Below are 26992 nucleotides of genomic sequence, written 5' to 3' on the forward strand. Positions count from 1 at the left end.
CGACAAACAGGGCGACAGCCCATGTTAGTTCTTCTCTTCCGTTCCGGCTGACCTTCCGCCTTTGTCAGGCATCCGCGCGCCGATTGCCCCGCGGGCAATAAGGAGTTCGGCTTTGCCGCATTCCAGCCGCGCCTTTTCTTCATCAATTTCCAGAATACGGCCAATGAGCCCACTGCCCGTCTGAACGTAATCGCCGCGTTTGAGTTCCGCCAGCATCTGTTTGTGCGCTTTGGCGCGTTTCTGCTGGGGGCGGATAAGCAGAAACCAGAAAATGACGAACATCAGGATCAGCGGCAAAAACTGCATCAGCATATCTGTGCCGCTTGCGGGAGCGGCGCCGGTCTGGGGCGTACCCATGGCAAAAGCGACGGAGTCAAACAAAGCGTACCTCCATGAGGAACTGTTTTAGTGATTAAAGAACAATTTAATATTTTATTCTTTGTCGCGCCGATTTGCAAGCCTGTTTGTGATTCACAGTTGTCCGGCCTCCGCAGGCAGTCACGCATGAAACATCTTGCAGCCAATTGAATAAATGCCATGACCGTGAACTGTTCCTTACACGCCGACAAGCGCAAGCCGGCTCAACATGATTCGGTTTTTATCCCGAAAGCCTTTGCGCAAGAAGAACTTCAGGAGCATGGAAGAACTTGCCGTTCGTATGGAACGCTTTATCTCCGCTTACAACAAAACCGCAAAGCTTTTGTTTTGTATGGAGAAAGCGTGGAGCCAAGGGTAATCAGCTTAAAAATAAAGCTCGAAATTTAATAATTAGACATTAGGAACGCGAGGTGATTTCCAGGCATTTCCCATAGTCCTGCTCCATTTCGCGCAGGGTGTCGCGTTTATGATTAAGCAGATACAGGGCTAATTCCAGAGAGGTTGCAAAAAGGCACTTTTCGCCGCTTTCCATCCGTAATGCGCGGCGCAGATCACGCAGGGCCTGAAGCGCCTGCCATTCCAGATTGCGGCGCTGCCCTGTGCCGCCGCAGGCGTGGCAGGGCTCCATCGTGATGGCAAGCGCGGAAGAGCCTGTGCGCTGGCGCACCAGTTCCAGCAGGCCAAACGAGCTGATATTCCCCACATCGTGTCTGGCACGATCGTTCTTCATCGCATGGCGCAAAATTTTTTCCACTTCCAAGACATGCTTTTTCTCACGCATTTCAATGAAATCAATCACTACCTGCCCGCCCACATCCCGCAATTTGAGCTGTCTGGCAATCGTCTCCGCGGCTTCAATGTTGGTTTTGTAAGCCATGTCCTCAAAGTTGGCCTTGCCGGAAATTTTTCCGGAATTGATGTCAATGGCCATCATGGCTTCTGTCTGGTCAAAAACAAGCCGCCCGCCCGAAGGCAGCACAACTTCACGCGAATATATTTGATCAAGCTGACGGCGCAGATTAAACCGCTCCCACAGCGGCTGACGCGCATCACTGTAAACACGCACCAGATCTTTTCTGCGTGGGAAAAGCAGCGTGACTGTATCGCGCACAGCCTGAGCTGTGTCTTCATTGTCAAGCCAAATTTCGCCCACATCATCAGTCAGATAATCCCGCACGGCGCGCTCGGAGAGGCCCGGTTCTTGATGCACCAGAGCGGGCGTTGCAACTTCCGTGGCCTTTTTGCGGATGTCGCGCCAGAGGCGTTTCAAGTATTGCAAATCGCTTTTCAGCGTCGTCTTGGTGGCACCCGCGCTCACCGTGCGCACAATCACACCGAGACCGGAGCCGGGATACATATCGCTTATCAGCTCACGCAAACGGACGCGTTCATCTTCACTGTCGACCTTGCGCGAAACGCCTGTCTGTTCCTGCCCCGGCGTAAGCACAAGAAAACGCCCGGCCAGGGAAAGCCAGGTAGTTAAAAAAGCTCCCTTGTTGCCTGTAGGTTCCTTGACAACCTGCACCAGCACATCCTGGCCGACTTTGATCACTTTTTGAATGGGCGGGAATTTATTGCCACTTGCGGCCTCATAATGGGCCTGCCAGTATTCGGGATGAATTTCGTCTATCTGCAAAAAACCGTTCTTGCCGGCGCCGTAATTCACAAACGCGGCCTGAAGATTCGTGTCTATATTCTGCACAATACCCTTGTAAATATTGCCCTTGATTTTGCGCTGATGCAACATTTCCAAATAATATTCCAGCACAACGCCTTCTTCCGTCAGGGCCACTTCCACCTGCTCCCCAGACATCACACTGATAAACATACACCGCTGTACTGCCACACCAACCTTGGCTTTGGCCGCAACAGCGCGCACCGTGGCCTTTTCTCCTCCTTCAGCTGCGGTCTTGCCGGATCCACCGCTTTTGCCTCCCGCACTGGCGGACGTATCCCGCCCAGTATCAGCGGCGTCATTTTTCGGCACCTCGCCGGCATCCTCAGCCACAACAGAAACGACGCCTGCCTCTGCTTTTTCATCCTCAGTCTCGTTCGCGGCCGTCTGACTTTTTTTACGATTACGCCCCCTGCCCCCGCGCTGTCCGCGCCGGCTTTTGCGCCGGGGTGTTCCTCCCTCCGCAGCAGGAACAGCTGCCTCCTCCGCATTGTCTTCGGCGGCAGACATGGAAACTGGTACAGCGTCAGACACGACAGACGGCGTCGCTTCATTATCAGGCCGGGGCTTTTTTGCGCGACTTGCGCGGCGTCGCCCCAGGCCATAGGAAGAAGACGCCGGCTTGTCCGCGCCTAACATATTGTCCGCACTTATCGTGGCATCAGAGGGGGTTGTTTTGCGGACGCGGGACACCCGGCGTCGTTTTTGGGCAGGCGCGGCATTGCCCGCGGCAGCCGCAGAGAAATCCTGTTCTATTGTCATGGAAATCCTTTTGAGCGGCAACCGCATCAGGGTGCCGCGAAAATTTTTTGGCCGGGTGTCAAACAAAAGCACAGCAGTGCGGTAACTGCAAAAGCTCTCGCCGCAGACATGCCCAACCTGTATGGCGCAGAATACGTTTTTTTGAAAAATATGCAAGCATGTGTATTGCTTGATGCGCTATGGCATGCCATACTGATGCAGCATAATGAAAGTTTCTTCGGCCAACTCGCGCACACAGCCGTGCCTGCCCCGTAAAAGTGGCCGTGGTTCGCTCAAACAGCCCATTTTCGGAATTTATGAGTGCAACGGTTCAACGGTTGTGTTTCAAACTTGTCACTGACTGTCCGGCAAAAACGCACCAAGGAATCATCCGGAGAAAAATATCTCCGGAAAGTGCCATTCATTCCGATGGATGAAGGGCTGTGGCGGCCTGGTGGATGGCGGTCTGCAGACGTATTTGACACCGACGCGGTACAAAGGATAGTTTTCTGCCGTAATATCCGAATACGCATGTTTAGGAGGCAATATTGAACCAATTTAGCCGCAACCTGATGCTTTGGGCGATCATCGTCCTGGCGATGGTTATGCTTTTTAATACATTTGAGCAGACGCAGAGCAATGTGCAGCGGGTGTCCTATACGGAATTTTTAGCCAAGATCAACGACGGGCAGCTTTTGTCCGTAACAATTCAGGGGCACACTCTCACAGGCAAAACCACCGACGGCAGAAGCATACAGACCTATGCTCCACAGGATATCGGCCTTGTAGCCAGACTTATTGAAAAAAAAGTGGAGATCAAGGCGGAGCCGCCGGAAGAGCAGCCCTGGTATATGACTTTGCTGGTCTCTTGGTTCCCAATGTTGCTGCTGATCGGCGTGTGGGTTTTTTTTATGCGCCAGATGCAGGGTGGCGGGGGCAAGGCCATGAGCTTCGGCCGTTCCCGAGCGCGCATGCTCAATCAGGACAGCGCGCGCGTGACCTTTGAAGACGTGGCCGGCGTGGACGAAGCCAAAGACGAGCTTTCTGAAGTTGTTGAATTTCTGTCAAACCCTAAAAAATTCACACGCCTTGGCGGGCGCATTCCCAAGGGCGTTTTGCTGGTGGGCCCGCCAGGCACCGGTAAAACTCTTCTGGCGCGCGCTGTGGCAGGTGAGGCCGGCGTGCCGTTTTTTTCCATTTCCGGCTCTGATTTTGTAGAAATGTTTGTAGGCGTCGGCGCGTCGCGCGTGCGGGATCTTTTTGTGCAGGGCAAAAAAAACGCGCCATGTCTAATTTTTATTGATGAAATTGACGCCGTTGGCCGCCAACGCGGCGCGGGCCTAGGCGGCGGCCACGACGAACGCGAGCAGACCCTCAATCAGCTGCTGGTGGAAATGGACGGTTTTGAAAGTAACGAGGGCGTGATTCTGATATCCGCTACCAACAGGCCGGATGTGCTTGACCCTGCCCTGCTGCGGCCAGGACGCTTTGACAGGCAGGTTGTGGTGCCCACGCCGGATTTGCGCGGCCGCAAGCGTATCCTGCAGGTGCACACAAAACGCACGCCGATTGATGAAAGTGTTGATCTGGACGTGCTGGCCCGCGGCACGCCAGGCTTTTCCGGCGCCGATCTGGAAAATCTGGTAAATGAAGCGGCGCTGCAGGCCGCCAAGCTCAATCAGGACGCGCTCGACTTGCGCGATTTTGAATACGCCAAAGACAAGATGCTCATGGGGCGGGAGCGGCGCAGCCTGATTCTTTCAGAAAAAGAAAAACGTATCACCGCCTATCACGAGGGCGGGCACGCTCTGGCGGCGCGGCTGCTGCCCGGTTCCGACCCTGTGCACAAAGTCACGATTATTCCGCGCGGACGGGCTCTGGGCGTCACCATGCAGTTACCGGAAGAAGACCGCCACGGCTATTCGCGCACGTTCCTGCGCAATAATCTTGTTGTGCTGCTCGGCGGACGCGTGGCTGAAGAGCTGGTTTTTGACGACATCACCACAGGCGCATCCAATGATATTGAGCGCGTCACGCGCATGGCGCGCAAAATGGTTTGCGAGTGGGGCATGAGCGAAGTTATCGGCACGATTGCCGTCGGCGAAACCGGTGAAGAGGTTTTTATCGGCCGTGAATGGGTACAAAACAAAAACTACAGCGAAGACACGGCCCGTCTTGTGGACGCTGAAGTCAAAAGTATTGTGGAAGAAGCCCACGGCCGTTGCCGCGTGCTTTTGGAAAAAAATGCGGGAATGCTGCACCGCATTGCTGCGGCTCTGCTTGAACGTGAAACCTTAAGCGGCGACGAACTTGACATGCTTATGAACAACCGGGAATTGCCGCCCCTTGAAACAAACGACAAAAAACCTGCACAGAACCAGGATGGAGGAACGGACGGAAGCGACGCAAAAGCGGGTGATTTTGCACTGGAGCCGGATGCCGCCGGCAAAGAGACGACTGACAAGCCGAAGTAATGTGTCTTGTGCGTGGCGAGCAGCGGGCGAGAGGAAAGGCGGCAATGTCACGGACAGAAACATCGGCCGGGTCGGATGAAGCGGAAAAAAACACAGGATGGCATGCGCGCAGGGGGCGTTTGCTCACGCCGTCAGCCCCCTTCGGGGTCATGGGCATTGTCAATCTGACGCCAGATTCTTTTTACGACGGCGGTGCGCACGCAACAGCTGAGGCCGGCATCGCCCACGCTTTACGCCTTGTCGCCGAGGGCGCGGACATTGTGGACATCGGGGCCGAGACAACAAAACCGGGGGCTAAAGAACTTGCGCCGAGGGAAGAACAGTCCCGCCTGTTGCCCGTACTGGCCGCCCTACGCCGGACAACCCCGGACATTACGGTTTCGGTTGACACCTATCACGCGGGCACAGCCGCCGCCGCACTTGATCTGGGCGCGACCGTTGTTAACGACATTTCCGCCTGTGCGTTTGACCCGGAGCTGTTGGATGTGCTTGTTCAATACAAGCCAGGCTATGTGCTCATGCACAGCCGGGGATGCCCAAAAAACATGCAGCACAATCCGCGTTATGACAACGTGCGCCGTGAGGTCACGACGTTTTTTGAACGCGAACTGACGCGTCTGACAGGGGCTGGTCTGCCTGAGGACCGTATTGCGCTTGACCCCGGTATAGGCTTTGGCAAAACACTTGCCCACAATACGGCATTACTGGCCCATCCTGAAGACTGGCTTTCTTTCGGCAGGCCGGTGCTTGCAGCTTTGTCCATGAAGTCTGTTTTCGGCGACCTGCTGTATCTTCCCACAGCCGCGCGCGGCGCTGCCACGCAGGTGGCCACCGCCCTGCTCTGGAGCAGGGGCGTGTTTTGGCACCGTGTGCACGATGTGACCGCCACCCGCCGCAGTCTTGTTCTGGCAGCTGCGTTGCGACCGCCTGAGAGGGAATGCGGCCGTGTTTGATTCTCTCGTCTTTGGCTGGCGCGATCTTTTCGACATCGCCCTTGTCAGTGCGCTACTGTATCAAGTTATCCAGCTTGTGCGCGGTTCACGCGCTTTTGCTGTGCTGACGGGTCTTGGACTTTTGACGCTTTTGTATTTTATGTCCAGCTCCTTGGGACTGTATACGCTTACTTGGCTTTTACAACATGTCTTCGGCTCCCTGTTTATTCTTATTGTGGTCATCTTCCAGGGGGACATACGGCAGGCGCTCGGAGAAATCGGCATGCATCGACTCTTCAAGCGGCATGAACTTCAGCAGGGCGGCATAGAAGAAGTTGTCATGGCCTGTCAGGAGATGGCGCGTCTGCGTGTGGGAGCGCTTATTGTTATTGAGCGCAGCATGCGCCTTGGCGACATGATTGAACGCGAGGGTGTGCGTGTGGACGCCCAGCTCTCACGCCGTTTGCTGATGAATATTTTTCATCCCAAAGCTCCTCTGCACGACGGCGCTGTGATTATCAGCGCCGGGCGGATCATGGCCGCAGCCTGCATTCTGCCTCTGGCCGTAGCCAAGGGGCAGAGCTTCGGCACACGCCACCGCGCCGCCCTGGGCATCACGAAAGAGAGCGACGCGGCAGCTGTGGTTGTTTCAGAAGAACGCGGCGAAATTTCGCTGGCCATACGGGGCGAGCTGCTGCTCACCCAAGACGCCACACGTTTGAGGCAGAAACTCAATGACATTTTTTAGACACCCGCAGTTGCCCCATCTGTTTTCACTGGTTGTCGCCGTTCTTACGGCTATCTGCTTATGGTATGTGGTGAGCGTGCGCGAAAGGCTGGAAGCCCAGGTTGAGGTGAGTATAGATTATTTCGGCATTCCACCGGGCCTTGTCGTCACAGACGGCTTGATCAGCAAGGTTGTCGTGCGTCTTCGCGGTCCTGAAATCCTGTTGCGTTCCGTCACCCAGCAACGGCTGGTTCGGGCTGTAAACATTGCCTCCATCAAGAAGGGCGTTACCGTTGTGCCTCTGAGCAGCGACACGATGGGGCCGAGCTTCCGGGCATTTGAGATTGTAGACATTCAACCTACGCGCATTGTGATCAATGCGGACAATTTGACTGAACGCAGCGTGCCATTGCGCCCCATTCTGAATTCGCCCCTGCGCAACGGAGCCCTGACGGTGGGCAACGTCAGCGTGACGCCGGCCTCTGTTCTTCTGCGCGGGCCTGAGAGGGTTGTTTCGGCCATTTCCAGCCTGCCGCTGACCATCATGCTTGATCCCCAGGCTACGGGCGACACGGTGAGTAAAAACATCGTCCTTGATACGCCGAGCCTGGTTACAGCGGTGCCTTCTTCCGTACAGGTGCGGTACACCATAACGAGCGGACGCACCGTACTTTTGCGCCAGTGCAAGGTAAACCTGTTTACGGAAAACAGCCAGCTTTATGACATCAGCCCGACAGTAATAACCGTGCTTGTGGAAGTGCCGGAGGCATTGAGCAAAAATACAAGTTACCTCGGGCAATTAGATGTCAACGTTGTGCCGCCGTCGATTGAACCGGGGCAAAAAGCCAAGGCTGACCTGCGTTTTCGTTTGCCCGCAGGGATGACGCTCTTGAATCCGCCGGCGGAACAAGTTATGATAGTCCGTAAAAATATCAACCCAATGGCAGGAAACGTTGATGCTGATGAGCATTCTGCCGGCGGAGGAGAGTGATGGTGGCTGAACGCTTTTTCGGCACAGACGGCCTGCGCGGTACGGTCAACGCCGCCCCCATGACCGTGGACGTGGCTTTGCGTCTTGGCATTGCCGCCGGGATGCGTTTCAGGCGCTGGACGGCGCCCCATAAGGTGGTGATAGGCAAAGACACGCGGCTTTCCGGCTATATGTTTGAATCCGCGCTCACATCCGGCCTGTGCGCGGCCGGCATGCACGTCATCATGACGGGACCTTTGCCGACGCCGGCCATTTCCTTTCTCACGCGCAGCATGCGGGCCGACCTCGGCGTGGTGATTTCCGCCTCCCACAACCCTTTCTACGACAACGGCATCAAATTTTTTGACGCGGACGGCTACAAGCTCTCGGATCAGATCGAAAATGAAATCGCCGAGATGGTGCTCAATACGGACATGGCCTGGTCCTGGCCGGACGCACGCTATGCCGGGCGGGCCACAAAAATTGAAGACGCCGGCGGCCGGTATATTGTCTACATCAAGAGTTCCTTCCCGGCCCACCTTACCCTCTCCGGCATGCGCGTCGTGGTGGATTGCGCCAACGGCGCGAGCTACAAGGTTGCCCCGCTTGCCCTAGAAGAGCTTGGAGCTGAAGTTTTCCGTCTGGGAACAGAGCCAAACGGCGTCAACATCAATGATCACTGCGGGTCGCTTGTTCCGGATGTGGTGGCTGCCAAAGTGCGTGAAGTGCGCGCTGATGTAGGGCTGGCGCTCGACGGAGATGCTGATCGCCTGATTGTCGTGGATGAACACGGCGCAGTTATTGACGGTGATCAGCTTATGGCAATCTGCGCGCAGTCCATGATGGCACGCGGCGAGTTGCCGGGCAATCTGCTGGTGTCCACGGTTATGAGCAATATGGCATTGGAAATTTTTATGGACGAGCACGGCGGAAAGCTTTTGCGCACTACAGTGGGCGACCGTTATGTGGTTGAGGCCATGCGCCGTGAAGACGCGATGCTTGGCGGCGAACAGTCCGGCCATTTGATTTTTCGCCGTTACAGCACTACGGGCGACGGCTTGCTGGCTGCCCTGCAGATTTTGCGCATTATGCGTGAAAAAGAAAAACCTCTTTCTGAACTCGCCGGTTTGTTGACGCTCCTCCCGCAGGAACTGGTGAATGTGCGGGTGGAAAAACGTCTGCCCTTTGAAGAGCGCCCCGCCATAGGCAAGGCCGTGGCGCAGGTGGACAAGGCGCTCGCCGGTCGTGGCAGGGTGCTTTTGCGTTATTCCGGAACTGAGGCACTTTGCCGCATCATGGTGGAGGGAGAAGACGAAGACAAGGTCAAGGAGTACGCCGCGCAACTGGCCAAAGTGGTTGTTCGGGAGCTGTGCTAGACACTTAACCCTATGATATAATCTAAAAAATTATAGAAGTACACTCATTCACTCCCCAAAAATCTTGACCGCACCCGCTTATTGAGAATTACATCAAATTTCCCATAGAAAATCTGACAACAGAGCAGCCACGGTAGCTGCTCTGTTTACCGCTGACATGGAGCAAGGCGATGCTCTCGCCGATTTTTTTGCCACTTTATATTGACAGTATAACTGTTAATATATACTGTATGCAAAACTACAGAGCTTATACCAACCTCTGACAGTACGGACTGCCATTATGAGCAATAAAGTTTTCACATTAGACGAACTGTGTACCCTCACCGATTGCAGCAAAAGAACGGCGAGGTACTATATCCAGTTGGGCTTACTTTCCCGTCCTATCGGTGACGGCAGGGCAGCTCATTACACCGGCACACATCTTGGGCAGCTTCTCCAAATCAAAAAGCTGTCTGAAGCGGGAGTATCGCTGGAACGCATACGTGAGGTATTGGCGGGAGAAAAATCTCCTGTTTCTCCCCGTAAGCGTCATCCCGGATCGGTTGAAGTGCGCAGCCATCTTTATGTCGCTCCCGGTATAGAGATACAAATTTCACCGGAAGAAGCGGGCATGACACCGGAACAAGTAAGGACTTTTGTCAGGGAAGCTATGGAGACAGCAAGTAGGGTATCGTCTGGGGTAACATACACAAAAAAGGCAGGGAATGAATATGAGATGTAAAAAGGGACATGGAAACAGCGGGGAGGGGCAGTTGCTCTGCAATCAGTTCACATGGAAGGCCGGCTTGACGGACTCATGTTGAGCATGACAGCACAACAGCGCTATTGCAATGAAACAGGAAAAAATTTGGAGATGCTCTACACCTTCCCGTTAGCATGGGGAGCAACGCTTATGGGCATGGATGTAGACATTGCCGGAAAACGTTTGCAGGCTACAGTGATTGAAAAAAAGAAAGCCCACCAACAGTATGAAGTGGAACAGTCCACTACTGGTCTGTATACAGCTATGCCCATTTGCTCCGCTTTGAACAAGGCCGGGTTCGGTTGAGCATCCCCACTGTCATCGCTCCACGCTATGGCGACGCACACCGGCAAGGTGGTCTGTCACCGCATGAGTCAGACAGCGTTGACCTGCTGGCGGAGTATCCCTTGACCCTCAAGGTTGATTTGTTGGGCTAGATTGCAAAGAGCACTGTGCATTCGCCAAGTCACAAAATCAGAACAGAGGCATCAGAGGAAGGCATGACAGTTTTTCTGGAATCCAACGCCGTGCTGGATCGTGATTTTGTCTGGATCGTGATTTTGTGCTGAACCTTGACGGCCTAACCGGACAGTCCTTTGCCAAAATTGCCCCCGATAGTGACGAATATATGGTGCTTGCCAGTTTTTTCCCTGAGTTGCCAGCGAAGGATGCACCTTTGTTGTTAAAAATACTGGTGGACTGTTCCGGTTCCATGAGCGGCAACAGCATCGAATCGGCAAAATATGCGCTTGGATGTGCGGCATGAGATCAGGCAATTGTGCGTCTGCTCAACGGAAACCATTCATAAACTGTCCCTAGCAGTTGAGAATACTGACGCTGATTTGAGAGGGCACGGAGATGGGAAATGCCCTGCTTGCCACATTCAAAGACATTGCTCCGCCGGAGGGCAAAGAGGCTGTACCCAGTGTGCTGCTTATTACCGATGGGGAAGTATGGGACGTGGACGGCGTTGTCCGGGCAAGCCTGAATTCTGGACAACGTATTTTTGCTGTTGGTGTTGGAAGCTCCCCGGCTGAAAGTCTTTTGCGCGATCTGGCTGAAAAAACGGGCGGAGCCTGTGAATTGGTTGCACCCAATGAAAATATTGCGGAAGCCACCATACGCATATTTCACAGAATGCGCGGTGCAAAGAGCATTGATTTGCAGGTAGATTGGGGACAAAACCCTCTCTGGCAGTCTCCCGTGCCCCTCCGGTATATGACGGTGAAACGCTGCATATTTCTGCAAAATTTTCCAAAAAATCCGAATATGTTCCCGAACTAACATGGAAAAGTGACGGGAATAAGGGCATTGCCAAACCGGAAACTCTCAGTCAGTCTACAAATAAAGACATAGCCAGACTTGGCGGAGCAAAACAGATGCTGATCGCTGGCACCACGCAGGAAGCGGTAGCTCTTGCCCTGAAATATCAATTGGTAAGTAGGCACAGTAATCTGTTTTTATTTAGTGCATGTCCGTGAAGATAAGAAGGTTGAGGGGCTGCCCGCTCTACAACAGGTGCCGCAAATGCTTGCCGCCGGATGGGGTGGCGTTGGGACAGTGACCGCAACTATAGCAACGAGATGTGATTTTGAGGAAGATTTTGACACCCCCGCCTTTTTTAGCAGGAATGAAATACTGAGCGATATAAGAAAACATTCTGATTCATTAACTAGTCAGGTTGGCCTAGAATCACTTTGTGATGTTCTCAACTGCCTGAATAACGCGGTGCTGGCAGGCGCTGATTTTATGCAGGGGCTGTCCGACAGATTGAAATGCACACTGCTGGCAGTGATATAGCGGAATTTGTTGTGCACATCAGTGTACAGGAGGGCATAGCTTCTGAGCAGGTCTGGGTAATTGTTCTTGATTGGCCTGATTGATCGCTTGAAAAATATAGTAACGCCATGTCGCCAAGCGGCAAAACTTTTACGGGAGCAGTTGCGCACAGTGGATGCTGTGGATGCTGTTGTAAAAGCATCTGTAATCAAGGAAATAACATCGCATTTTGACCATTGTAGGAATGACGACCACGCGCTACGTAACGCCCACTCACGGACTGGCGAATAGCGTTTTTACGTATACCAAGATTTTTTACTTAGCATACTTGTGCGTCAGTATTGATAGCGCTAACTGGCTAACTGATTTGACAGAATGAAAAATGCAGTTTACGCTGTCTATGTTGTCTGCTGCCGTTGGCTGTGGATTCGCCACAGCGCGATTTTGAACGGAACAACTTGTTGCTTTTTTAAAAAAAATCTGTTACCCCTTTATGATGACGGGTGGAACAAGCCAGTTGTTAATATTCTGTCAGTGCCACAGCAACGACGCCTGAAGCAACGCAATATCACGACACTCAAGAGAATAATAAAACGAGTACCACTCTTAGTAAAATTCTGGAGTACCGCTGCCCACGTTGTAGTACATTTTCTGATAAGAATGAATGTAAAAATTTTTCGTTTTCTGTAATATCTAAATATAATAAAAAAGTTGGTATGGTAAACCGATAATAGTAAATGTGTGCAAATTTTAAAATCAAAGGGTGAGCCAAGCAGTAAGGAGAATACCAATTCATCCAATACAAGAACACAAAATAATAGTGCGAAAAAGCCTAAGTCTCAATACGGTAATAAGCTGCAAACTATAGATGATGCAACGCGAGAAATGGAAAGACAAAGAGATAGTATCATATCAGCATATAGGATATGTTGATCTTAGTAAGAAAGTGCTCTATAAGCATCCGTTCACTTTTTCCTTTTCACTATTGCATACGTTTTAATACAGCCCTGAAAATCATTGAAGCTGAAGCCGCTACCAGCCAGCGCGCTGCTTCCACCACCGCGACTACCTGTAAAAGTAGACCGCAAATTATTTTATTTCAAACTGACCCACTACCCGGCCGGTCGGCCTCTTGCCCGCTGGCGCGCGCTCGTATACCATAAGTGCACAGTTAATCAATCATAATTGAAAGAGGAAAACCATGCCTGTCGCCGCCTTTCCCCTCGGACCGCTGGAGACAAACAGCTACATTCTCCACAATGAAAGTCAGGCCGTTGCCGTTGATGTCGGCGGCCAGCCTGAAGGAATGATCGCCTGGCTTGCCGAACACAGGTTGCCGCTGGCCGCAATATGTCTGACCCATCTGCATTTTGACCACCTTTACGGCGTGGCGGCGCTTGCCGCGGCAACCAAACAGCCCGTGCACGCGCCTGCGGGCGACGGCGCTCTTGCTGAGACAGAATCAGCCCGAGGCGGGATATGGGGTTTCCCCCTTGTAGACCCCTTTGAAAGCCTGCCGTTGCCGGACGGACGGGGATCCTTCGGCGGCATGGACTGCGAGATTCTTGAAACGCCAGGGCATACGCCGGGCGGGGTTTCCCTGTATTTTCCGGAACAAAAACTCGTTTTTACCGGCGACACGCTCTTTTACCGTTCCATAGGACGTACGGATTTCCCCGGCGGAGACCACGCAACCCTGCTGCGTTCCATTCACGAAAAGCTCTTCACGCTGCCGACAGAAACAAAAGTTTTTCCCGGTCACGGTCCCGCAACAACAATCGGCGATGAACGCGTCAATAATCCCTTCTGCGGCGACTACGCCCAATGAGCGCTGTAACACTTTTGTGCAGCCCAAGGCCTGGAGGCGTGAGCGACACTGCAGCTCGCATTTTTGCCGAAGGCGCGGCAGAGGCAGGCGTCGGCATGCGGCCTGTCGCCTTGCGCGACTACAGCATACTGCCATGCACCGGGTGCAGAAAGTGCGCGCCGCCGCCGCATTCGTGCCGGATTGCGGCACCAACCGCCTGCCGGCCGGACCAGACGGAAGAGATCTTTGCCCTGCTGCGGAGCGCGCCGCTTGTTTTCATTGCCGCGCCCGTCTATTTTTATGCCCTGCCGTCCCATTTCAAGGCCTTCATTGACAGAAGCCAGCGTTTTTGGGCCGCGCGGGGACAGAGTCCGCAGCAGCGGCAGAACGCCGTTGTCGCAGCGCTGACGGCAGGCAGAAAACACGGCAGACGACTGTTTAGCGGCTCCCTGCTTACGCTCGGATATTTTCTGCGCGCGCTTGGGGCTGAATTGCGACAAACGCGCTTGCTGCGCGGCCTTGAAGACCCCAAGGATCTTTTGCGGCGCAGGCGGGCCTGCGCCTGTCTGCGCGATCTTGGCCGCAACTGGGGGCAGTGGGCGGCCGGGATGCGCGAAAATACATAATCCATCACAGCTACGGACATGATTCCAAACAGACTGCGTCTTTTGTGGCGCAATATGGGACTCGGACAAACGCGTTGCGCAAACTGTCTCGCTCCATTCACGCCGGCGGCCCCCTCAAATGCGCTTGATGCGCCGAAAAACGGCCCGGCCGGCGTTGCGGCGCCGTTGTGCCCGCAGTGCTCCATCCTGTTCACGCCCTACAAAGGCCCGCGTTGCCCTTACAAACAGACCCGGTGCCGTGCGCCTTCTGCCGGCAAAATCCGCCATCCTGGGATAGCATTGCCGCATACGGCCTCTATCAGAGCACACTACGCGACGCGCTGCTCAGACTCAAATTCGACGGCGCGCTGTTTTTAGCGCCCCTGCTCGGCGCCTGCCTGCTTGAAGCCTCCTGCTGTCTGCCGCGGCCGGACGCGCTGACGGCCGTGCCGCAGCATCCCGTGCATCTGCGCAGACGTGGATTCAATCAGGCCCACGAGCTGGCAAAGGCCCTGCACAAATTTTCCGGCATCCCCCTGCAAACGGAACTGCTGCGCCGCCGTGCGCCGCATATTCCGCAAACAGGCCTCTCCGCCGCTGAACGCCGACGCAACAAACGCCATGCATTTCACGCCCCAGCGGCAGCGAAGGATATGCGCGTCTGGCTTATTGACGACGTGATGACAACAGGCATTACCCTGTCGGCGGCAGCGCACGCCCTGTGCGCTGCCGGCGCGCAGGGAATATATGTTCTCATTGTGGCCAGAACGCCCCTGCACAGCTGACAGGACAGCGCAATTCTGCTAGTATGCAACTTCGCTTCCACTTTACTGCACTCTACAAACACCAGAGGGTTGTATGCCAGTCGCCTGTTTTGTCATGCCGCATCTGTCCGAAAGACACCGTGTTGCGGCGCTCGTCCTTTCCGGGGTGATTTGCTGTCTTTTATCCGCCGCTGCAGCGTGGGCGCAGGTAACGTTGCTTGTGCCGAGCCGCACCAATGTGGAAGCCCCTGCAGTCACCGGCGAACACGCCCAAAAGACGGCGGAAAAAAACGCACAGCCCAAGGCAAAATCCACGCAAACTTCTTCCGCCGCAGAATCAAAAACACTACAGACAACGCAACGCCCCGACGAGATTCCTCTCACCCAGGCTCCGCAGTCCGACGATGCCTCCTCCGAAGCAAACATCGCCGAAGAAGCGGACGTGCTGATCACCATGATACACCCGTTCAACAGGGAGGCCATGGTTATGGACATGCCCCGGCTCTTCGCCGTGTTGCGCTATGACAACGCAATGTCTGTCAAAGACGGAGTCCTGCAGCCTGAACGACGCGATCTCCTCGGCGATATGGAGGCAATACGCTATCTGGACCAGAAGGCATGGGGGGCCAACGTGGCCTTTGACAAGCCGGGCCTCTATCAATTCATCATTGAGGCCCGCCCTTGGTGGGATGCAACGCGGGAGCGTTTTCTGCAGCATTTTGTCAAAACAATGCTGCCCGTGCACGGCGTGGAACGCGGATGGGACTCCCCTGTGGGACAACGTTTTGAAATACAGCCGCTGACCCGCCCCTTCGGCCTCGCCTCGCCTGCGCTCTTTGCCGGCCGCGTGCTCCTGAACGGCGCGCCCCTGTCCAATACAACCATGCGCCTTGCCCGCATCAACACGGACAAAAGCACCGCCCCCACCCCATGGCATGAAGAGCTGGTTGCCGTGACCGACGCCGCCGGCCAGTTTGCCTCAGTGCTCAACCAGCCGGGCTGGTGGTGCTGTATGGCCCTGACAGAGGGAGAGCCCCTGCGGGGTCCGGACGGCAGGCCGCGCGCCCTCGAACTCGGAGCGCTGTTATGGTTTTATGTGGACGGTCAGGTTACGGAACCCCACAAACGCTGAAAACGGCTTCTCCACAAAAAATCTGTGGTCAACAGAAGCGGACAAATTCGCTGTCATTTTAAATTATCAATAATATTATATAGTCAGCTGAGCATAATTCAGAATAACCTTCTTGCTTTTAGACGCCCGAATTTATATAATCAAAAAGAAACATTTTTTTACCAGGACAGCGCATGAAAACACACAGCATTCTGATTTTCTTTTTTCTGTTCTTCGCAACTTGCGCACTTTGCCTGTCGGAAACTGCTGAAGCGGCGCGTTTGGGCGGCGGCCGCTCCTTCGGCGGCAAACCCTTTATGAGCCGGCCGGCTCCCGTGCCCGGCATGACGCGTCAGACTCCTTCAACGCAGAGCGCGCCGTCAAAGGGGGTACCCCCCACAGCCATGCAGCGGCACGGCATGGGCGGCCTGTTCGGCGGACTCCTGGCGGGCACGCTCATAGGTTCCATGCTTTTCGGCCACGGCTTCGCAGGCGGCGGTTTTTTGGATATTCTAATTTTCGGTCTGCTGCTGTACTTCTGCCTCAAACTTTTTGCGCGCGCGCGCGCAAAAACGGCAGACGCGAGACAGCAGAAGGCGTCGGCATATGCCGCAACCTCCCCTTCTTCCATGCCGCAGCAAAACAACGTCCCAACATATGGCGACGCCGGCTGGGAACGGTTGCGCGACACAGGCCGGGACGACGCGCAGGCCGATGCAGGCATGCCTCACGGCGTGCCTGCAGGTTTTAATACGGAAGAATTTCTGCGCGGGGCAAAAATGGCCTATAGACGCCTGCAAAGCGCGTGGGACAAACGCGACCTTGAAGATATAGCCGAATTTGCCACACCGGCCGTGATCGCGGCCGTGCGCGGACAGATGGAAGAAGACCCGAAGCCGTCAACCACAGAGCTGCTTCTCGTCAACGCCTATTTGTTGCACATTGAAACCGACGGCAACGACGAACGCGCCGAAGTGTTTTTTGACGTGCTCATGCGCGAAAACCAAGATCAGGATGCCCCGTCGTCCACGCGTGAGGTCTGGCATTTTGTGCGGACGACAGAAAACGACGCATGGAAACTGGACGGCATACAGCAGGTTGCATGACGGGAGCGAACAATGAAAAATTACGTTGCTGACCATGACAAACTTGTGCGCCATCTTAACATGAGTATTAACGAGGTGCGCAAGGATTACGCAAAGATCAGCATGCCCCTTACGGAACACCACAGAAACGGCATGGGCATAGCCCACGGCGGCGCTATTTTTTCACTGGCCGACGTTGCCTTCGGCGCGGCCGCGAATGCAGATACAAAAACAGCTGTCGTCAGCCTCAGCACAAATATTGAGTTTCTACGGCCGGGAAAGACCGGCCCGCTTGTGGCGGAAGCCAAGATGGTGCGCGCAGGCCGGCATATCGTAACCTATGACGTCGAAATTTTTGACGGTTCAGGCGCGATGATAGCAAAATGCATGTCGTCCGGCTTTCTGACTGATGTGCCGTTACCGAAATAGACAGAACAAATATCTGTAACCGGCAATATTCTTTCGCAACACGTTATTTACCTCCTTGATCACCCTGGACAATATTACGAGAATATAGGTGAATGTTCTCAACAGCAAAATGCTCTGGTGAGATTTTCGCTGGTGCGGGGTCAATTCGTTATAAAAGTGCAGATTGCTTCCAAAACCGCCCCGCCCAGCGCTCGCGCTTTCTCCGACACAGTGCAGCAAAATTCTGCATTTCCCCTCGGGTCTATGTCTCCAACCTTGGTTCTCTTTGTTACCGACACCCCTGAACGGACAAGTCCGCGCACCACGCCGTCAATCTGTGCTGTAACGGGCGTTGTGCCCACGTTGAGCACTGCATCTCCGGCCCGCACAAGTTCACCGATTTTCCTGTGCGCACGCGTTATGCCATCTTCTGGCGCGCGCAGTACGCGCTCCACGGTATAGCCGCCAATATCGCCGGGGATACAGGTATCGGCCTGCGCCGAACCTTCGGTGTACACGCGCCCCAGATTGTGCCCCCGGTTGGACTCAATGACGGCGTGAGCGTCCACTCTCGCCGTAAAGCCGGGCCCAATGCCCAGTGTGAGCGGTGCATCGGAAAGAGCCGTGCCCGTGTTGCGCTTGGCTAAAATCGCATCCACACATACATGCGGCCGTATCTGCCCAAGCAACTTCCAGTCGGGATCAACAGCCACGGCGATAATGCCCTGCCGCCACAAGGCGGCAATCTCTTCGCGGTTCTGCTCACGTCGGGCCAAGACACCTTCCACCTCTTGCTCACCATCGTATACGGCCTCGCAAAAACTTACCGTGCGGCGTACTGCCAAAGGAGCCGGCGCTTCCAACAACAGGATTTCGCGCAAGCCTGCCCTGTACAGGCGCACGGCTATGCCGCTTGCCATTTCGCCCCCGCCCTTGATAACAAGGCGGCAGGCATTTAAATCCATTTTGTTGCTCATAGTCGGTACCGGAGAATTTCGCCCTTGTGATGATTCTGATATTTTTGTTAAACAAGAACAATGGAATTACTGATACAAAATCATTAAAAAACGAATCTCTCCGGTACCGTTTACGGGTACCCCTGTTATCAGTTCGGCTGACCCGATTAGAATGAGTAAATAAAGGTCAGGTTAATATTCCAGGGATCACGCACCTGATCACTTTTGCCGTTCATTTTTGTCAATAAAGGTAGCCAAGTAGGAACCTTCAAAGTATATTTGAAAATTTTCATACACTTGGTATTCGTTAGCCAGTCCAATTTCAAACGCGCTGTCCCTCGTGGTCAGATACAGCGGATCCATGCCCAACCCATAGGCATTGGGGCCGGATATGTTGTCAAGGACGGCACTCCTGCCGTTGTCGGGATTATTGCCGGCAAGATAGCGGCGCGCAAAGGCCGGTGAGTTGCTGCCGCCGATGTAGTTCACGCGGAACGTGTGCTTGAGATCGTCAATAAAGCTTATATCCTTCAAATACACACCCACACCCCAGGTAGCCTTGTCATGGTTCTGCCTATCACGTTGTCGCGCCCGCCTTCAGGAATCCAGGGCTGACCGTTGAAGGCAAAGGAGGAAAAGCCGTTGTTGGTGTGAATGGTTGAGAACGTGGGCATACGCTCGGAACCGTTGCTTGGGTCGCTGTCATCGCCTGTGGAATACCAGCCGTAGATACCGGAGCAGCCCAGTCGAGCTTGTATTCAAACAGCAGGGAGGCCAGCCAGCCACTGCGGTTTAAACGACCGTCTTCTCCCCACGTTATTGCACCATAGTTCACATCAAAGGCAATGCAGAAAGGATCCCATACGGCGGCAGCACCGGTCGCGCCTCCCCAAAAAGCACTGCCGTAACTTTGCAGATACTTGCCAGCAAGGGTGCCGTCCTTGCGGTACGCGCCACCCACAGGAACCATGCCTGCCCTGATGTCGCCAGCGGCAGCACCGGGAGTACCGACAAAATGGTATCCGCCGGAGTTAGGGCCCACGATGCCGCCATCACCCAGGGGCTTACTTTCACGCCGTCAAAGGTAAGCGTTTGCATACATGGTGGCCCAAGATATTGCCATCTCCAAGGTTGTCATTATACGCACGTGCCCAGAAACCTGTCAGAGCCACGTTGTCGTTGAACGTGTAACTTGCCGTAATACCGGCCGCGTCATGGTTGAATACCTGTGACCCGGTGGTGAAACTCGGCAGCTTTATGCTCTGAATACCCATGCGGATCTTCAAATCGGTGTTCGGGGGCGTCCAGTCGATGTAGGAATTCTTCAATTCCACGGGATGACCGTCAGAACCAAGTGCGCCGCCTTCGCTGCTGTTCACGCCCACTCTGTTGCTGCCCCAGGTCGAGTCGCCTATTTCAAAATGCACGGTACCGGACAGGGATTCCGATGCTACGGCGTCCAAGCGCACACGTACGCGCTGCACGGCCTCGAACTCATCGGAAGCGCCGGCACTACCCCTGTTGTTCCAGCCGGTACCGCCGTTGCCGCCGGTAATCCTGCCGTTTTGCCCGTAGTCAAAACTCATGATCCATTCGCCCTTGACTTTGAAGTCAACGGCACTTGCGCCTGTTGTTGCACCAAACACAAGTCCGGCTGCCAGCAGTAGCGTCGCAATTTTTTTCATTACTTCCACCCATTCACTGGTTATCTGTTTTTAGGTTTTCTATAAAAGGTGTTTTCAAGCGGCAGCTTTGTGCGGAACACCTTATCCAACTTGTAATAGGCCCCCTGCACAGCCGGAGCTGTGGGGATGCAGGCAAGCTCGCCCGTACCTTTGGCGCCGTAAGCAAAGGGACCAAAGTGCTTTTGATGCATGATCCGCACGATGATGGGCGGGGTTTCGGTTGCCCTGAAAAGCCCCAATGTGCCGTATCTGGCCTTGATATAGCCGCCTTCCACAGGGAAGTCCTCGGTTAAGGCATAGCCAAGACCCATAGCGACGCCGCCTTCAATCTGTCCCTCGGCAGCTTTCGGGTTGACCACACGCCCCACATCATAGGCAGCGGTTACATCTATAACCTTGCCCTGCTCGTCCAGACGCACCACCTGAGCGGCATAACCGTAGGCCACATGGCTTACAGGATTTGGCTTCGGGCTGCCCATGGGGTCGGTTTCGGCAACATATTCCGCATAGAATTCCCTGCCTTCCAGATCAGCCAGAGTTTTGCCGGCATCCAGCTCCACCCTGACCATCCCGGATGCCCTGGTCACCGCTTCACCGCTGACGAGCGTCTGACGCGAAGCCGTGGTAGTACCTGAATTGGGGGTACGGCGCGTGTCCGGCGGTTCCACAATGAACATATCCGGCGCAAGCCCGGTTGTTTCACAGGCCATCTGCACCATGACCGTTGCCATGCCCTGCCCTATGCAGGCCGCAGAGCATCGGATATGCAGCTTGCCTTGCTCAATGGAAATGATGCAGCGCCCGGTATCGGGTATGCCAACGCCAACGCCCGCATTCTTGAAGCAAGAGGCAATGCCAGCGTACCGGGCACTCTCATAGACCTCTTTCACAGCCTCAAGGCACTGCACAACACCCGTGGAATCGTCGGCAATCTGCCCGTTGGGCAGCACCTGCCCCGGACGCACGGCATTGCGGTAGCGTATTTCCCAGGGTGAAATACCCACTATCTCGGCAAGCAGGTTGAGGTTACATTCCATGGCAAAGGCCGACTGCGTTACGCCAAAACCCCGGAAAGCTCCACCAGGCACGTTGTTGGTGTACGCAGCCCTGCCAACCACATGGAAATTCTGGAAGTTGTACGGCCCACCTGCGTGCGTACAGGCCCGCTGCAATACCGGCCCACCCAGTGAGGCATATGCCCCCGTGTCTGAAATGATTGTGAATTTTGCTCCAAGAATGATGCCGTCTTCATCGCAGGCTGTGGTGCAGTCTATTTCCATGGCATGACGCTTGGGGTGAACCATCAGGCTTTCCTGACGGGAAAGTCTGACCTTGACCGGCTTTTTCACTATCCAGGCAGCCAGTGCCGCATGGTGCTGCACCGCCATATCTTCCTTACCGCCAAAGCCGCCGCCTACAAGCTGCGAATGTACATGCACCTTCTCGTGCGGCAGGCCGAGCAGATCCGATATCTCGTGCTGCTCGTCATAAATGCTCTGTCCGCCGGTATACACTAAAATACCATCGTCTTCGGGCATGGCAACGGCACACTCCGGCTCCATAAATGCATGCTCGGTAAAGGGCAGGGAATAGTGCCTGCTCACCACATGCTCAGCTCCGGCAATGGCAGCATCGGCATCCCCCTTGTCCAGTATTTCCTCACGCAACAGGTTGCCGGACTCGTGTATGAGCGGCGCACCAGGGGCAAGGGATTCCGCAGGCGAAGCAAGAGGTTTTAATTCCTCATATTCCACCTCAATAAGGCCCAGTACCTCATCAAGCGCTTCCCTGTTTTCGGTTACAGCCAGTGCCACGGAATCACCCACATAGCGGGTTGTTTCACCAACGGCTATCAGTGCGTCCCAGTCCTTGACCAGATGTCCCAGCTTCTTCTTGCCGGGAATGTCGCTGGCGGTGATGATACGCACGGCCTCAGGGTGTCGTGCCGCCTTTTCCGTATCCATACTGAGCACTTTCGCTCTGGGATATTTTGTGCGCAGAGCCTTGGCATAGAGCATGTCTTCAAAGACGAGGTCATCCACATATTCTCCGTAGCCCAGAGTCTTTTCCTTCGCGTCCAGGCGAAGGAGATTTTCGCCAAGTCCACCTTTATGATCCACATCAGGAATGGGCTTATTTTTCTTGAACATCTCCGCCGCCAGAAGCACGGCGTCTTCAATCTTCACATAGCCTGTGCAGCGACAGATATTCCCGCGCAGAGCCTTTTTCACATCCTCGCGCGTGGGGTCTGGCGTAGTATCCAAAAGCCCCTTGGCGCTGATAACCATGCCGGGAATACAAAAACCGCACTGCACCGCCCCGGCTTTGGCAAAGGCATAAGCGTAGACGTCTTTTTCTCTTTGGTTTAAGCCCTCCACAGTGATGACGCTTTTACTTTCCATCTTGCCCACAGTCGGTATGCAGGCACTGGTGGTCTTGCCGTCAACAAGCACCGTGCAAGTGCCGCAGGCACCCGCACCACAGCCGTTTTTAACGGAAATAAGCCGTAAATCTTCCCGCAAAAAAGCCAAAAGCTTCTTGCTGTCGTTATTGGTACTTACGGCCTTACCGTTCACTGTAAATGTAGCCACAGCTGTCTCCTGTTCCTAAATAAGGCCTACTCAACGCTCTTCTTCCCTGAGTTCTTTGATGTACATTTCCTGAATAGGATGGGCCTCGGCCTCGTCTTCTTCATCTTCCTCAGCAACAATCGGCGGCTTGGGCAATATCTGGTGTACAATCATGGCTGTAACGCCGCCCGAAACCACCGGGGAATAAAAGAATATTTTAAAGAACTGCGGCATGTTGGCAAAAATATCGGGCGTCAACATAGAAACAAGCCCAACACCGATAGCCGTGGCAATGACAATGCTTTCACGCCTGTTCACGCCATTTTCCGCCAAAATGCGTATGCCTGAGGTGGCAATGGTGCCAAACAGCACAACCAGTGCCCCGCCAAGCACCGGACGCGGCAACAGTTCAAATATTACCACCACCACCGGGAAGATGGCAAACAGCATGAACAGCACACCGCAAAAACGACCAACCTTGCGGCTGGCAACGCCTGAAAGCTGAATAACGCCATTATTCTGGGCAAAGGTAATCTGTGGGAAACCGCCAAACACGGCAGCCAGGGCCGAGAACACGCCGCCGCACAATATGCCGCCCTTAAGACGGCTGCGGTATACGGAGCCGCGCGTGGGCTGCTCCGACACTGAGGCTGTTGCCGTAATGTCGCCAATGGCCTCAATAATGAGCACAAGGAAGATGAAGGAACATATCCCGAAGGCTTCCCAGTCAAAGCCGAAGAAGCCAAATTTGAAGGGCACGGGCACCATAAAATAGCTGCGCGGACTGGTTAAAATGCTCCAGTCTACCTTGCCCATGATTATTGCAGCCAGAAAACCCATGCCCATACCAAGCACCAGCGAGCACATGCGGAAAATAGGATTTTTCAGACGGTTGACAAACACCACGGACAAAATAACGATGCCTCCCAGCAAAAGATTGCTCAAATTGCCGTAGGTGCCGGCTTTCATGGAAGCAAAACCGCCGCCAAGATCAACCGCGCCCACCTTGACAAGGGAAACGCCGATCATGAGCACGGTAACACCGGCAACGGTGTGAGTGATTATCTTGCGCAGATATACGATGGCGTACGCGCCCAAAGTCAACCAGAAAGAGCCGACAAAGCAGACGCCGAAAAGGGTACACAGGGTTTCGTCCCAGGTCATGCCCTGAGTCTGCATAAAGGCCATGCCTATGGAGATAAGCGTGGCAGGAAAGGCAAAGGAAGTGGCCTGCACGTTGAGCATGCCGGAGCCGATGCCGAAAGGTCGGCTTACCTGTACAATAATACTCGCTCCCGCAAAAAAGAGCGATATACTGACAAGGTAGGCCACAGCGTCAGCAGGAGCTCCGAAAGCGTTCGCCACAATCAGCGGTGGCGTCATAACGCCGATGATCATGGCCAGGATGTGCTGGACGGCGGCAAGCACGGTTACGCCAAAAGGCGGATTGGCATCCAAAGGATAGATAAGTTCGCTGACAGGTTGTGGAGGTGACGGCTTGTTTTCCATATAGATATCCTGCTATCTAGAGGTTATTATTGTAAGGCCGCGCATACAGTGGATGTGCCAGCCGTGAGTTCTGAAAAAATGACCGCCTGAACGGCCTGCAAAAGCGAAGCGGATGAGGCTTTTTTGTCTAGAAGTTCCACTTCAAGCGCGGCAAGACTAAGCCTGTCGAGCTTCACGCGCATATGCCTGTCTTTGTAGACATACACGTCAGGTTCAGCGCACAGACTAAAGTTCTCGCCCTGACGCTTGCCTTCGGTGACTGTGGCTGAGAGGCGCAAAAGGCCGTTTTGATCTGCAGAAAAGGATTTTTCCGAGAGGTGCAGACGGTATTTTATGCGATAAGGCGCATCCATAGAGGGGCAAAAGGCCTCACAGTTGCCACATTCGTTGCAGAAATCACCCAGATTCACCACCTGCCAGGGCAGACGCACGCTCCCCTGAGCTACGGTAACTATGCGCACTCCTTCCTTGGCGCGCACGGCCTCCTGCATGGGGTATGAGCGTATTTGCGAAGCAAACAGCACATTTGCCCTGTTGGGACACACACTAACGCAGATACCGCAGTAACGATCGCACTGAAGACAGCGATCCGCTTCTTCGGCTGCGTTCTCACAAGCTGTGGTTTTACCGTGAGGCGCAACACGATATGCCTGCTTTGCGCGCAGGGCAGTGTAATCAAGACCTGTGCTGTGTGTGGATTGGACCAGCGGAATAATTTCCAATCTGGATAAAATGTCCATTGCCGCACGCCTGCCGCAACCTACTGATTCAACCAGAGAAAGTCTGCTTCCTGTAGTCGCGTTGTACACAGCTGAGCAGGATGCTTTGAGCTTGTCCATTGCTTCATCTACACGGTGATTGATGTGCACCTTCACCCCAAGGGCCAATATGGCGTCTACATCCTTGGCAATACGCTCTGCCTCGCGGGTCATCTTACTCAGAATATACCCGCCGAGTGCGTCGGTTGCCTCATACACGCTGACCTTGCAGCCGGAAAGCGCCAGATAGTACGCACAGGTAAGCCCGGCTACCCCACCGCCGACCACGGCGACCATGCGCCCGTTGAAAGGAGCCGGCTTTACGGCTTTGCCCTTACTCTGCTCTGCCGCGCAGCGCTTGATATCGCGAATGTGCAAACCTTCATCGTAATGACCGCGCATGCACTTTGATCTGCAGACCTGATTGCACATCTTGCCGAGCACATTCGGGAAAGGGTTGGTGGTATAAACGGCCTTAAGTGCACCATCCAGATCACCTGATGCCGCATGTGCAAGATAGGCGGGCACGGGCTGCTGTGCAGGGCAGGCGCTCATGCAGGGCGCGGCAGCGCAGTCAAGTACCGGCAACGGACAAGAGTTTTTCACATCTCCGGAACCGCCGGCCTTGGCGTAGCGTGAGCTTTCTGCGGTAACCTGCGTTGCATAGGCTTCAAGATTTTTCAGTATGGCTGACTTGTGCCCGCCGGCCTTGGCCCTGCTTACAATAAAGGCTTCAATGCTGTTGGCCTTGGCATCCTTCAATGCCTGGCGCAAGTTAAAGATATACTGCGCCAAGCGTCCGTATCCACCGGGTTTCAGAAGGTCAGAACACATGGTGATCGGAGTGAAGCCGCAGGCAAGGGTGTCAGCCACATTCAACGCATCCACGCCTGCACAGAAAGAAATATCCAGACCGCCGGCAAAGTCTTTTTGCAGACGCTCAGCCACGGCAATGGAGAGGGGATGCAAAGACCTGCCGCTCATGTAGACCATTTTTTCACTGTCCGGCAGATTTTGCTCCGCATTTATGGTTTCAAGGGTGTTGGTAAGCTTGATAGAGAACGGCTTGCCGACCCTTACTCCGGCCTCGCGGCAGCTTTTGATGATGCGCAGGGCTTCCTCGTAAGGAAGGTCGTGCTCAAAGGCAATGTCCGGCACTTCCACTTTATAACCCAATGTGTTGTTCAAAATACCGCGCAGACAGTTTGGCCCAAGCAGGGTGGGGTTCATCTTGAGCGTGGTGTTGAGTTTGCACTCTTTAATGAAATACAGGGTTATTTTTTCCACCTCATCGGGCGGGCAGCCGTGCATACAGGAAATGGTAAGGTTATCACTAATGCAGCCCGGGATATCAATATCAGCCACAGCGGGGTAAAGCGGTGCAAGTCGCTGCTTTATGGCCTGCACATCTTTGGAAGCATCCTGCATGCTGTCCAAAAAACGCTGCACTTTCGGGTTTAAAATACCCTCCATACTGTAGCCGACGCTCATGTTGAAAATCATGCCGGGTTTACCCACAAAGCCCATACGGTGGTGCAGGATGTGCAGCAAAATCCAGGCCTTCAGATACTCGTCATAGCTGTTATCAAGGCTAAGCTCCTGCGACCACTCACAGTTGTAGCCTTCATCTTCCATATCAATACAGGGCTTTGTCACCGTGATTGCATCAAGCACCTGCACGGTTTTCAGTTCCATGTAACGCGCTCCGCAGAACCACGCGGCGACGATGTTCTGGGCCATCTGGCTATGTGGGCCGGCGGCCACGCCCAGCGGGGTTTCCAAGGTGACATTATACCGCTTCATGCGGAAAGGGTCATCAGCCTTGGGGATAAAGAAGAGGTCTTTTACGATACCGAAAACAGAACCTCTTTCAAGATCGTCCAAAATCCATTTCAGCAACTGTTCAGCGCTCAAGCCGTGCATGTGATCGCTGGCCATTG

25 protein-coding genes and 1 pseudogene are annotated in these 26992 nt (G+C 54.3%); 17 read left to right on the top strand and 9 right to left on the bottom strand.

The window, feature by feature from the left end; translation table 11 throughout:
• Positions 1-24 precede the first annotated feature (24 nt).
• Positions 25-381 (bottom strand): preprotein translocase subunit YajC, encoded by a 357-nt coding sequence (gene yajC, locus RSDT_RS04625; RefSeq protein WP_096399744.1) that lies wholly within the window; start codon positions 379-381, stop codon positions 25-27.
• A gap of 394 nt (positions 382-775) precedes the next feature.
• Complete coding sequence (locus RSDT_RS04630) at positions 776-2815, bottom strand: Rne/Rng family ribonuclease (RefSeq protein WP_231941791.1); 2040 nt, start codon at positions 2813-2815, stop codon at positions 776-778.
• Between the two features lie 192 nt (positions 2816-3007).
• On the opposite strand from RSDT_RS04630, the pseudogene RSDT_RS07450 reads away from it, so the two are divergent.
• The 17 genes and pseudogenes from RSDT_RS07450 to RSDT_RS04705 all read left to right on the top strand — a co-directional run.
• Positions 3008-3260: pseudogene (locus RSDT_RS07450) on the top strand (IS1595 family transposase); the annotation flags it as partial.
• Between the two features lie 82 nt (positions 3261-3342).
• Positions 3343-5268, top strand: a complete 1926-nt coding sequence (gene ftsH, locus RSDT_RS04635) for an ATP-dependent zinc metalloprotease FtsH (protein ID WP_096399745.1) — start codon at positions 3343-3345, stop codon at positions 5266-5268.
• Positions 5269-5312: 44 nt separating this feature from the next.
• Positions 5313-6221, top strand: a complete 909-nt coding sequence (gene folP / locus RSDT_RS04640; protein WP_408606693.1) for a dihydropteroate synthase — start codon at positions 5313-5315, stop codon at positions 6219-6221.
• Complete coding sequence (cdaA, locus tag RSDT_RS04645) at positions 6214-6948, top strand: diadenylate cyclase CdaA (protein ID WP_096399746.1); 735 nt, start codon at positions 6214-6216, stop codon at positions 6946-6948. Before folP ends, cdaA begins: the two co-directional genes overlap by 8 nt.
• Positions 6935-7918 carry a CdaR family protein gene (locus RSDT_RS04650; RefSeq protein ID WP_145954811.1) on the top strand — a complete coding sequence of 328 codons (984 nt, stop codon included), beginning with the start codon at positions 6935-6937 and terminating at the stop codon, positions 7916-7918. Before cdaA ends, RSDT_RS04650 begins: the two co-directional genes overlap by 14 nt.
• Before the next feature lie 2 nt (positions 7919-7920).
• Positions 7921-9273 carry a phosphoglucosamine mutase gene (gene glmM / locus RSDT_RS04655; protein WP_096400538.1) on the top strand — a complete coding sequence of 451 codons (1353 nt, stop codon included), beginning with the start codon at positions 7921-7923 and terminating at the stop codon, positions 9271-9273.
• Positions 9274-9553: 280 nt separating this feature from the next.
• Complete coding sequence (locus RSDT_RS04660) at positions 9554-9994, top strand: MerR family transcriptional regulator (protein ID WP_096399747.1); 441 nt, start codon at positions 9554-9556, stop codon at positions 9992-9994.
• 36 nt (positions 9995-10030) lie between these two features.
• Positions 10031-10321 carry a VIT domain-containing protein gene (locus RSDT_RS04665; RefSeq protein WP_408606721.1) on the top strand — a complete coding sequence of 97 codons (291 nt, stop codon included), beginning with the start codon at positions 10031-10033 and terminating at the stop codon, positions 10319-10321.
• On the top strand, positions 10318-10452 hold the full coding sequence (locus RSDT_RS07695; RefSeq protein ID WP_269457525.1) for a hypothetical protein: 135 nt from the start codon (positions 10318-10320) through the stop codon (positions 10450-10452). The genes RSDT_RS04665 and RSDT_RS07695 overlap by 4 nt, the downstream gene beginning before the upstream one ends.
• A 125-nt stretch (positions 10453-10577) precedes the next feature.
• Positions 10578-10781 (top strand): VWA domain-containing protein, encoded by a 204-nt coding sequence (locus RSDT_RS04670; protein WP_096399749.1) that lies wholly within the window; start codon positions 10578-10580, stop codon positions 10779-10781.
• A gap of 92 nt (positions 10782-10873) precedes the next feature.
• Positions 10874-11299: a vWA domain-containing protein gene (locus RSDT_RS04675; protein ID WP_096399750.1), complete on the top strand. Its 426-nt coding sequence runs from the start codon at positions 10874-10876 to the stop codon at positions 11297-11299.
• Between the two features lie 1696 nt (positions 11300-12995).
• Positions 12996-13622, top strand: a complete 627-nt coding sequence (locus RSDT_RS04680) for an MBL fold metallo-hydrolase (RefSeq protein WP_096399751.1) — start codon at positions 12996-12998, stop codon at positions 13620-13622.
• Entirely contained in the window at positions 13619-14227 is a 609-nt protein-coding gene (locus RSDT_RS04685) for a flavodoxin family protein (RefSeq protein ID WP_096399752.1), read from the top strand. The genes RSDT_RS04680 and RSDT_RS04685 overlap by 4 nt, the downstream gene beginning before the upstream one ends.
• A gap of 167 nt (positions 14228-14394) precedes the next feature.
• Entirely contained in the window at positions 14395-14991 is a 597-nt protein-coding gene (locus RSDT_RS04690) for a ComF family protein (RefSeq protein ID WP_096399753.1), read from the top strand.
• Between the two features lie 73 nt (positions 14992-15064).
• Positions 15065-16102, top strand: coding sequence for a DUF4198 domain-containing protein (locus tag RSDT_RS04695; protein ID WP_231941794.1), 1038 nt, complete (start codon positions 15065-15067; stop codon positions 16100-16102).
• Positions 16103-16275: 173 nt separating this feature from the next.
• Positions 16276-17187, top strand: a complete 912-nt coding sequence (locus RSDT_RS04700; protein ID WP_096399754.1) for a Tim44 domain-containing protein — start codon at positions 16276-16278, stop codon at positions 17185-17187.
• A gap of 12 nt (positions 17188-17199) precedes the next feature.
• Positions 17200-17595, top strand: coding sequence for a PaaI family thioesterase (locus RSDT_RS04705; RefSeq protein ID WP_096399755.1), 396 nt, complete (start codon positions 17200-17202; stop codon positions 17593-17595).
• Positions 17596-17735: 140 nt separating this feature from the next.
• On the opposite strand, the gene yqeB is transcribed toward RSDT_RS04705, so the two are convergent.
• The 7 genes from yqeB to RSDT_RS04730 form a co-directional block, all read right to left on the bottom strand.
• Complete coding sequence (gene yqeB / locus RSDT_RS04710) at positions 17736-18551, bottom strand: selenium-dependent molybdenum cofactor biosynthesis protein YqeB (protein WP_197702097.1); 816 nt, start codon at positions 18549-18551, stop codon at positions 17736-17738.
• Between the two features lie 198 nt (positions 18552-18749).
• Positions 18750-19076 (bottom strand): hypothetical protein, encoded by a 327-nt coding sequence (locus RSDT_RS07455; RefSeq protein ID WP_231941797.1) that lies wholly within the window; start codon positions 19074-19076, stop codon positions 18750-18752.
• A gap of 31 nt (positions 19077-19107) precedes the next feature.
• A complete protein-coding gene (locus RSDT_RS07460) occupies positions 19108-19572 on the bottom strand; it encodes a hypothetical protein (RefSeq protein WP_231941798.1) in 465 nt (154 codons plus the stop codon).
• A 28-nt stretch (positions 19573-19600) separates the two neighbouring features.
• On the bottom strand, positions 19601-20215 hold the full coding sequence (locus tag RSDT_RS07465) for an alginate export family protein (RefSeq protein WP_231941800.1): 615 nt from the start codon (positions 20213-20215) through the stop codon (positions 19601-19603).
• A gap of 20 nt (positions 20216-20235) precedes the next feature.
• Positions 20236-22806, bottom strand: coding sequence for a selenium-dependent xanthine dehydrogenase (gene xdh, locus RSDT_RS04720; protein WP_096399756.1), 2571 nt, complete (start codon positions 22804-22806; stop codon positions 20236-20238).
• A gap of 30 nt (positions 22807-22836) precedes the next feature.
• Positions 22837-24294 carry a uracil-xanthine permease family protein gene (locus RSDT_RS04725; protein ID WP_096399757.1) on the bottom strand — a complete coding sequence of 486 codons (1458 nt, stop codon included), beginning with the start codon at positions 24292-24294 and terminating at the stop codon, positions 22837-22839.
• Positions 24295-24320: 26 nt separating this feature from the next.
• On the bottom strand, positions 24321-26990 hold the full coding sequence (locus RSDT_RS04730) for an FAD-dependent oxidoreductase (protein WP_096399758.1): 2670 nt from the start codon (positions 26988-26990) through the stop codon (positions 24321-24323).
• Positions 26991-26992: the final 2 nt, after the last annotated feature.

The organism is Candidatus Desulfovibrio trichonymphae (genome assembly GCF_002355955.1).
Taxonomy (GTDB): domain Bacteria; phylum Desulfobacterota; class Desulfovibrionia; order Desulfovibrionales; family Desulfovibrionaceae; genus Desulfovibrio; species Desulfovibrio trichonymphae.

Excerpts from the sequence above, each read along its gene's own strand:
- RSDT_RS04630 (WP_231941791.1), bottom strand. The coding sequence starts at position 2,815 with ATGACAATAGAACAGGATTTCTCTGCGGCTGCCGCGGGCAATGCCGCG.
- folP (WP_408606693.1), top strand. The coding sequence starts at position 5,313 with ATGTCACGGACAGAAACATCGGCCGGGTCGGATGAAGCGGAAAAAAAC.
- RSDT_RS04650 (WP_145954811.1), top strand. The coding sequence starts at position 6,935 with ATGACATTTTTTAGACACCCGCAGTTGCCCCATCTGTTTTCACTGGTT.
- RSDT_RS04660 (WP_096399747.1), top strand. The coding sequence starts at position 9,554 with ATGAGCAATAAAGTTTTCACATTAGACGAACTGTGTACCCTCACCGAT.
- RSDT_RS04675 (WP_096399750.1), top strand. The coding sequence starts at position 10,874 with ATGGGAAATGCCCTGCTTGCCACATTCAAAGACATTGCTCCGCCGGAG.
- RSDT_RS04680 (WP_096399751.1), top strand. The coding sequence starts at position 12,996 with ATGCCTGTCGCCGCCTTTCCCCTCGGACCGCTGGAGACAAACAGCTAC.
- RSDT_RS04685 (WP_096399752.1), top strand. The coding sequence starts at position 13,619 with ATGAGCGCTGTAACACTTTTGTGCAGCCCAAGGCCTGGAGGCGTGAGC.
- RSDT_RS04695 (WP_231941794.1), top strand. The coding sequence starts at position 15,065 with ATGCCAGTCGCCTGTTTTGTCATGCCGCATCTGTCCGAAAGACACCGT.
- RSDT_RS04700 (WP_096399754.1), top strand. The coding sequence starts at position 16,276 with ATGAAAACACACAGCATTCTGATTTTCTTTTTTCTGTTCTTCGCAACT.
- RSDT_RS04705 (WP_096399755.1), top strand. The coding sequence starts at position 17,200 with ATGAAAAATTACGTTGCTGACCATGACAAACTTGTGCGCCATCTTAAC.
- yqeB (WP_197702097.1), bottom strand. The coding sequence starts at position 18,551 with ATGAGCAACAAAATGGATTTAAATGCCTGCCGCCTTGTTATCAAGGGC.
- RSDT_RS07465 (WP_231941800.1), bottom strand. The coding sequence starts at position 20,215 with ATGAAAAAAATTGCGACGCTACTGCTGGCAGCCGGACTTGTGTTTGGT.
- RSDT_RS04725 (WP_096399757.1), bottom strand. The coding sequence starts at position 24,294 with ATGGAAAACAAGCCGTCACCTCCACAACCTGTCAGCGAACTTATCTAT.
- RSDT_RS04730 (WP_096399758.1), bottom strand. The coding sequence starts at position 26,990 with ATGGCCAGCGATCACATGCACGGCTTGAGCGCTGAACAGTTGCTGAAA.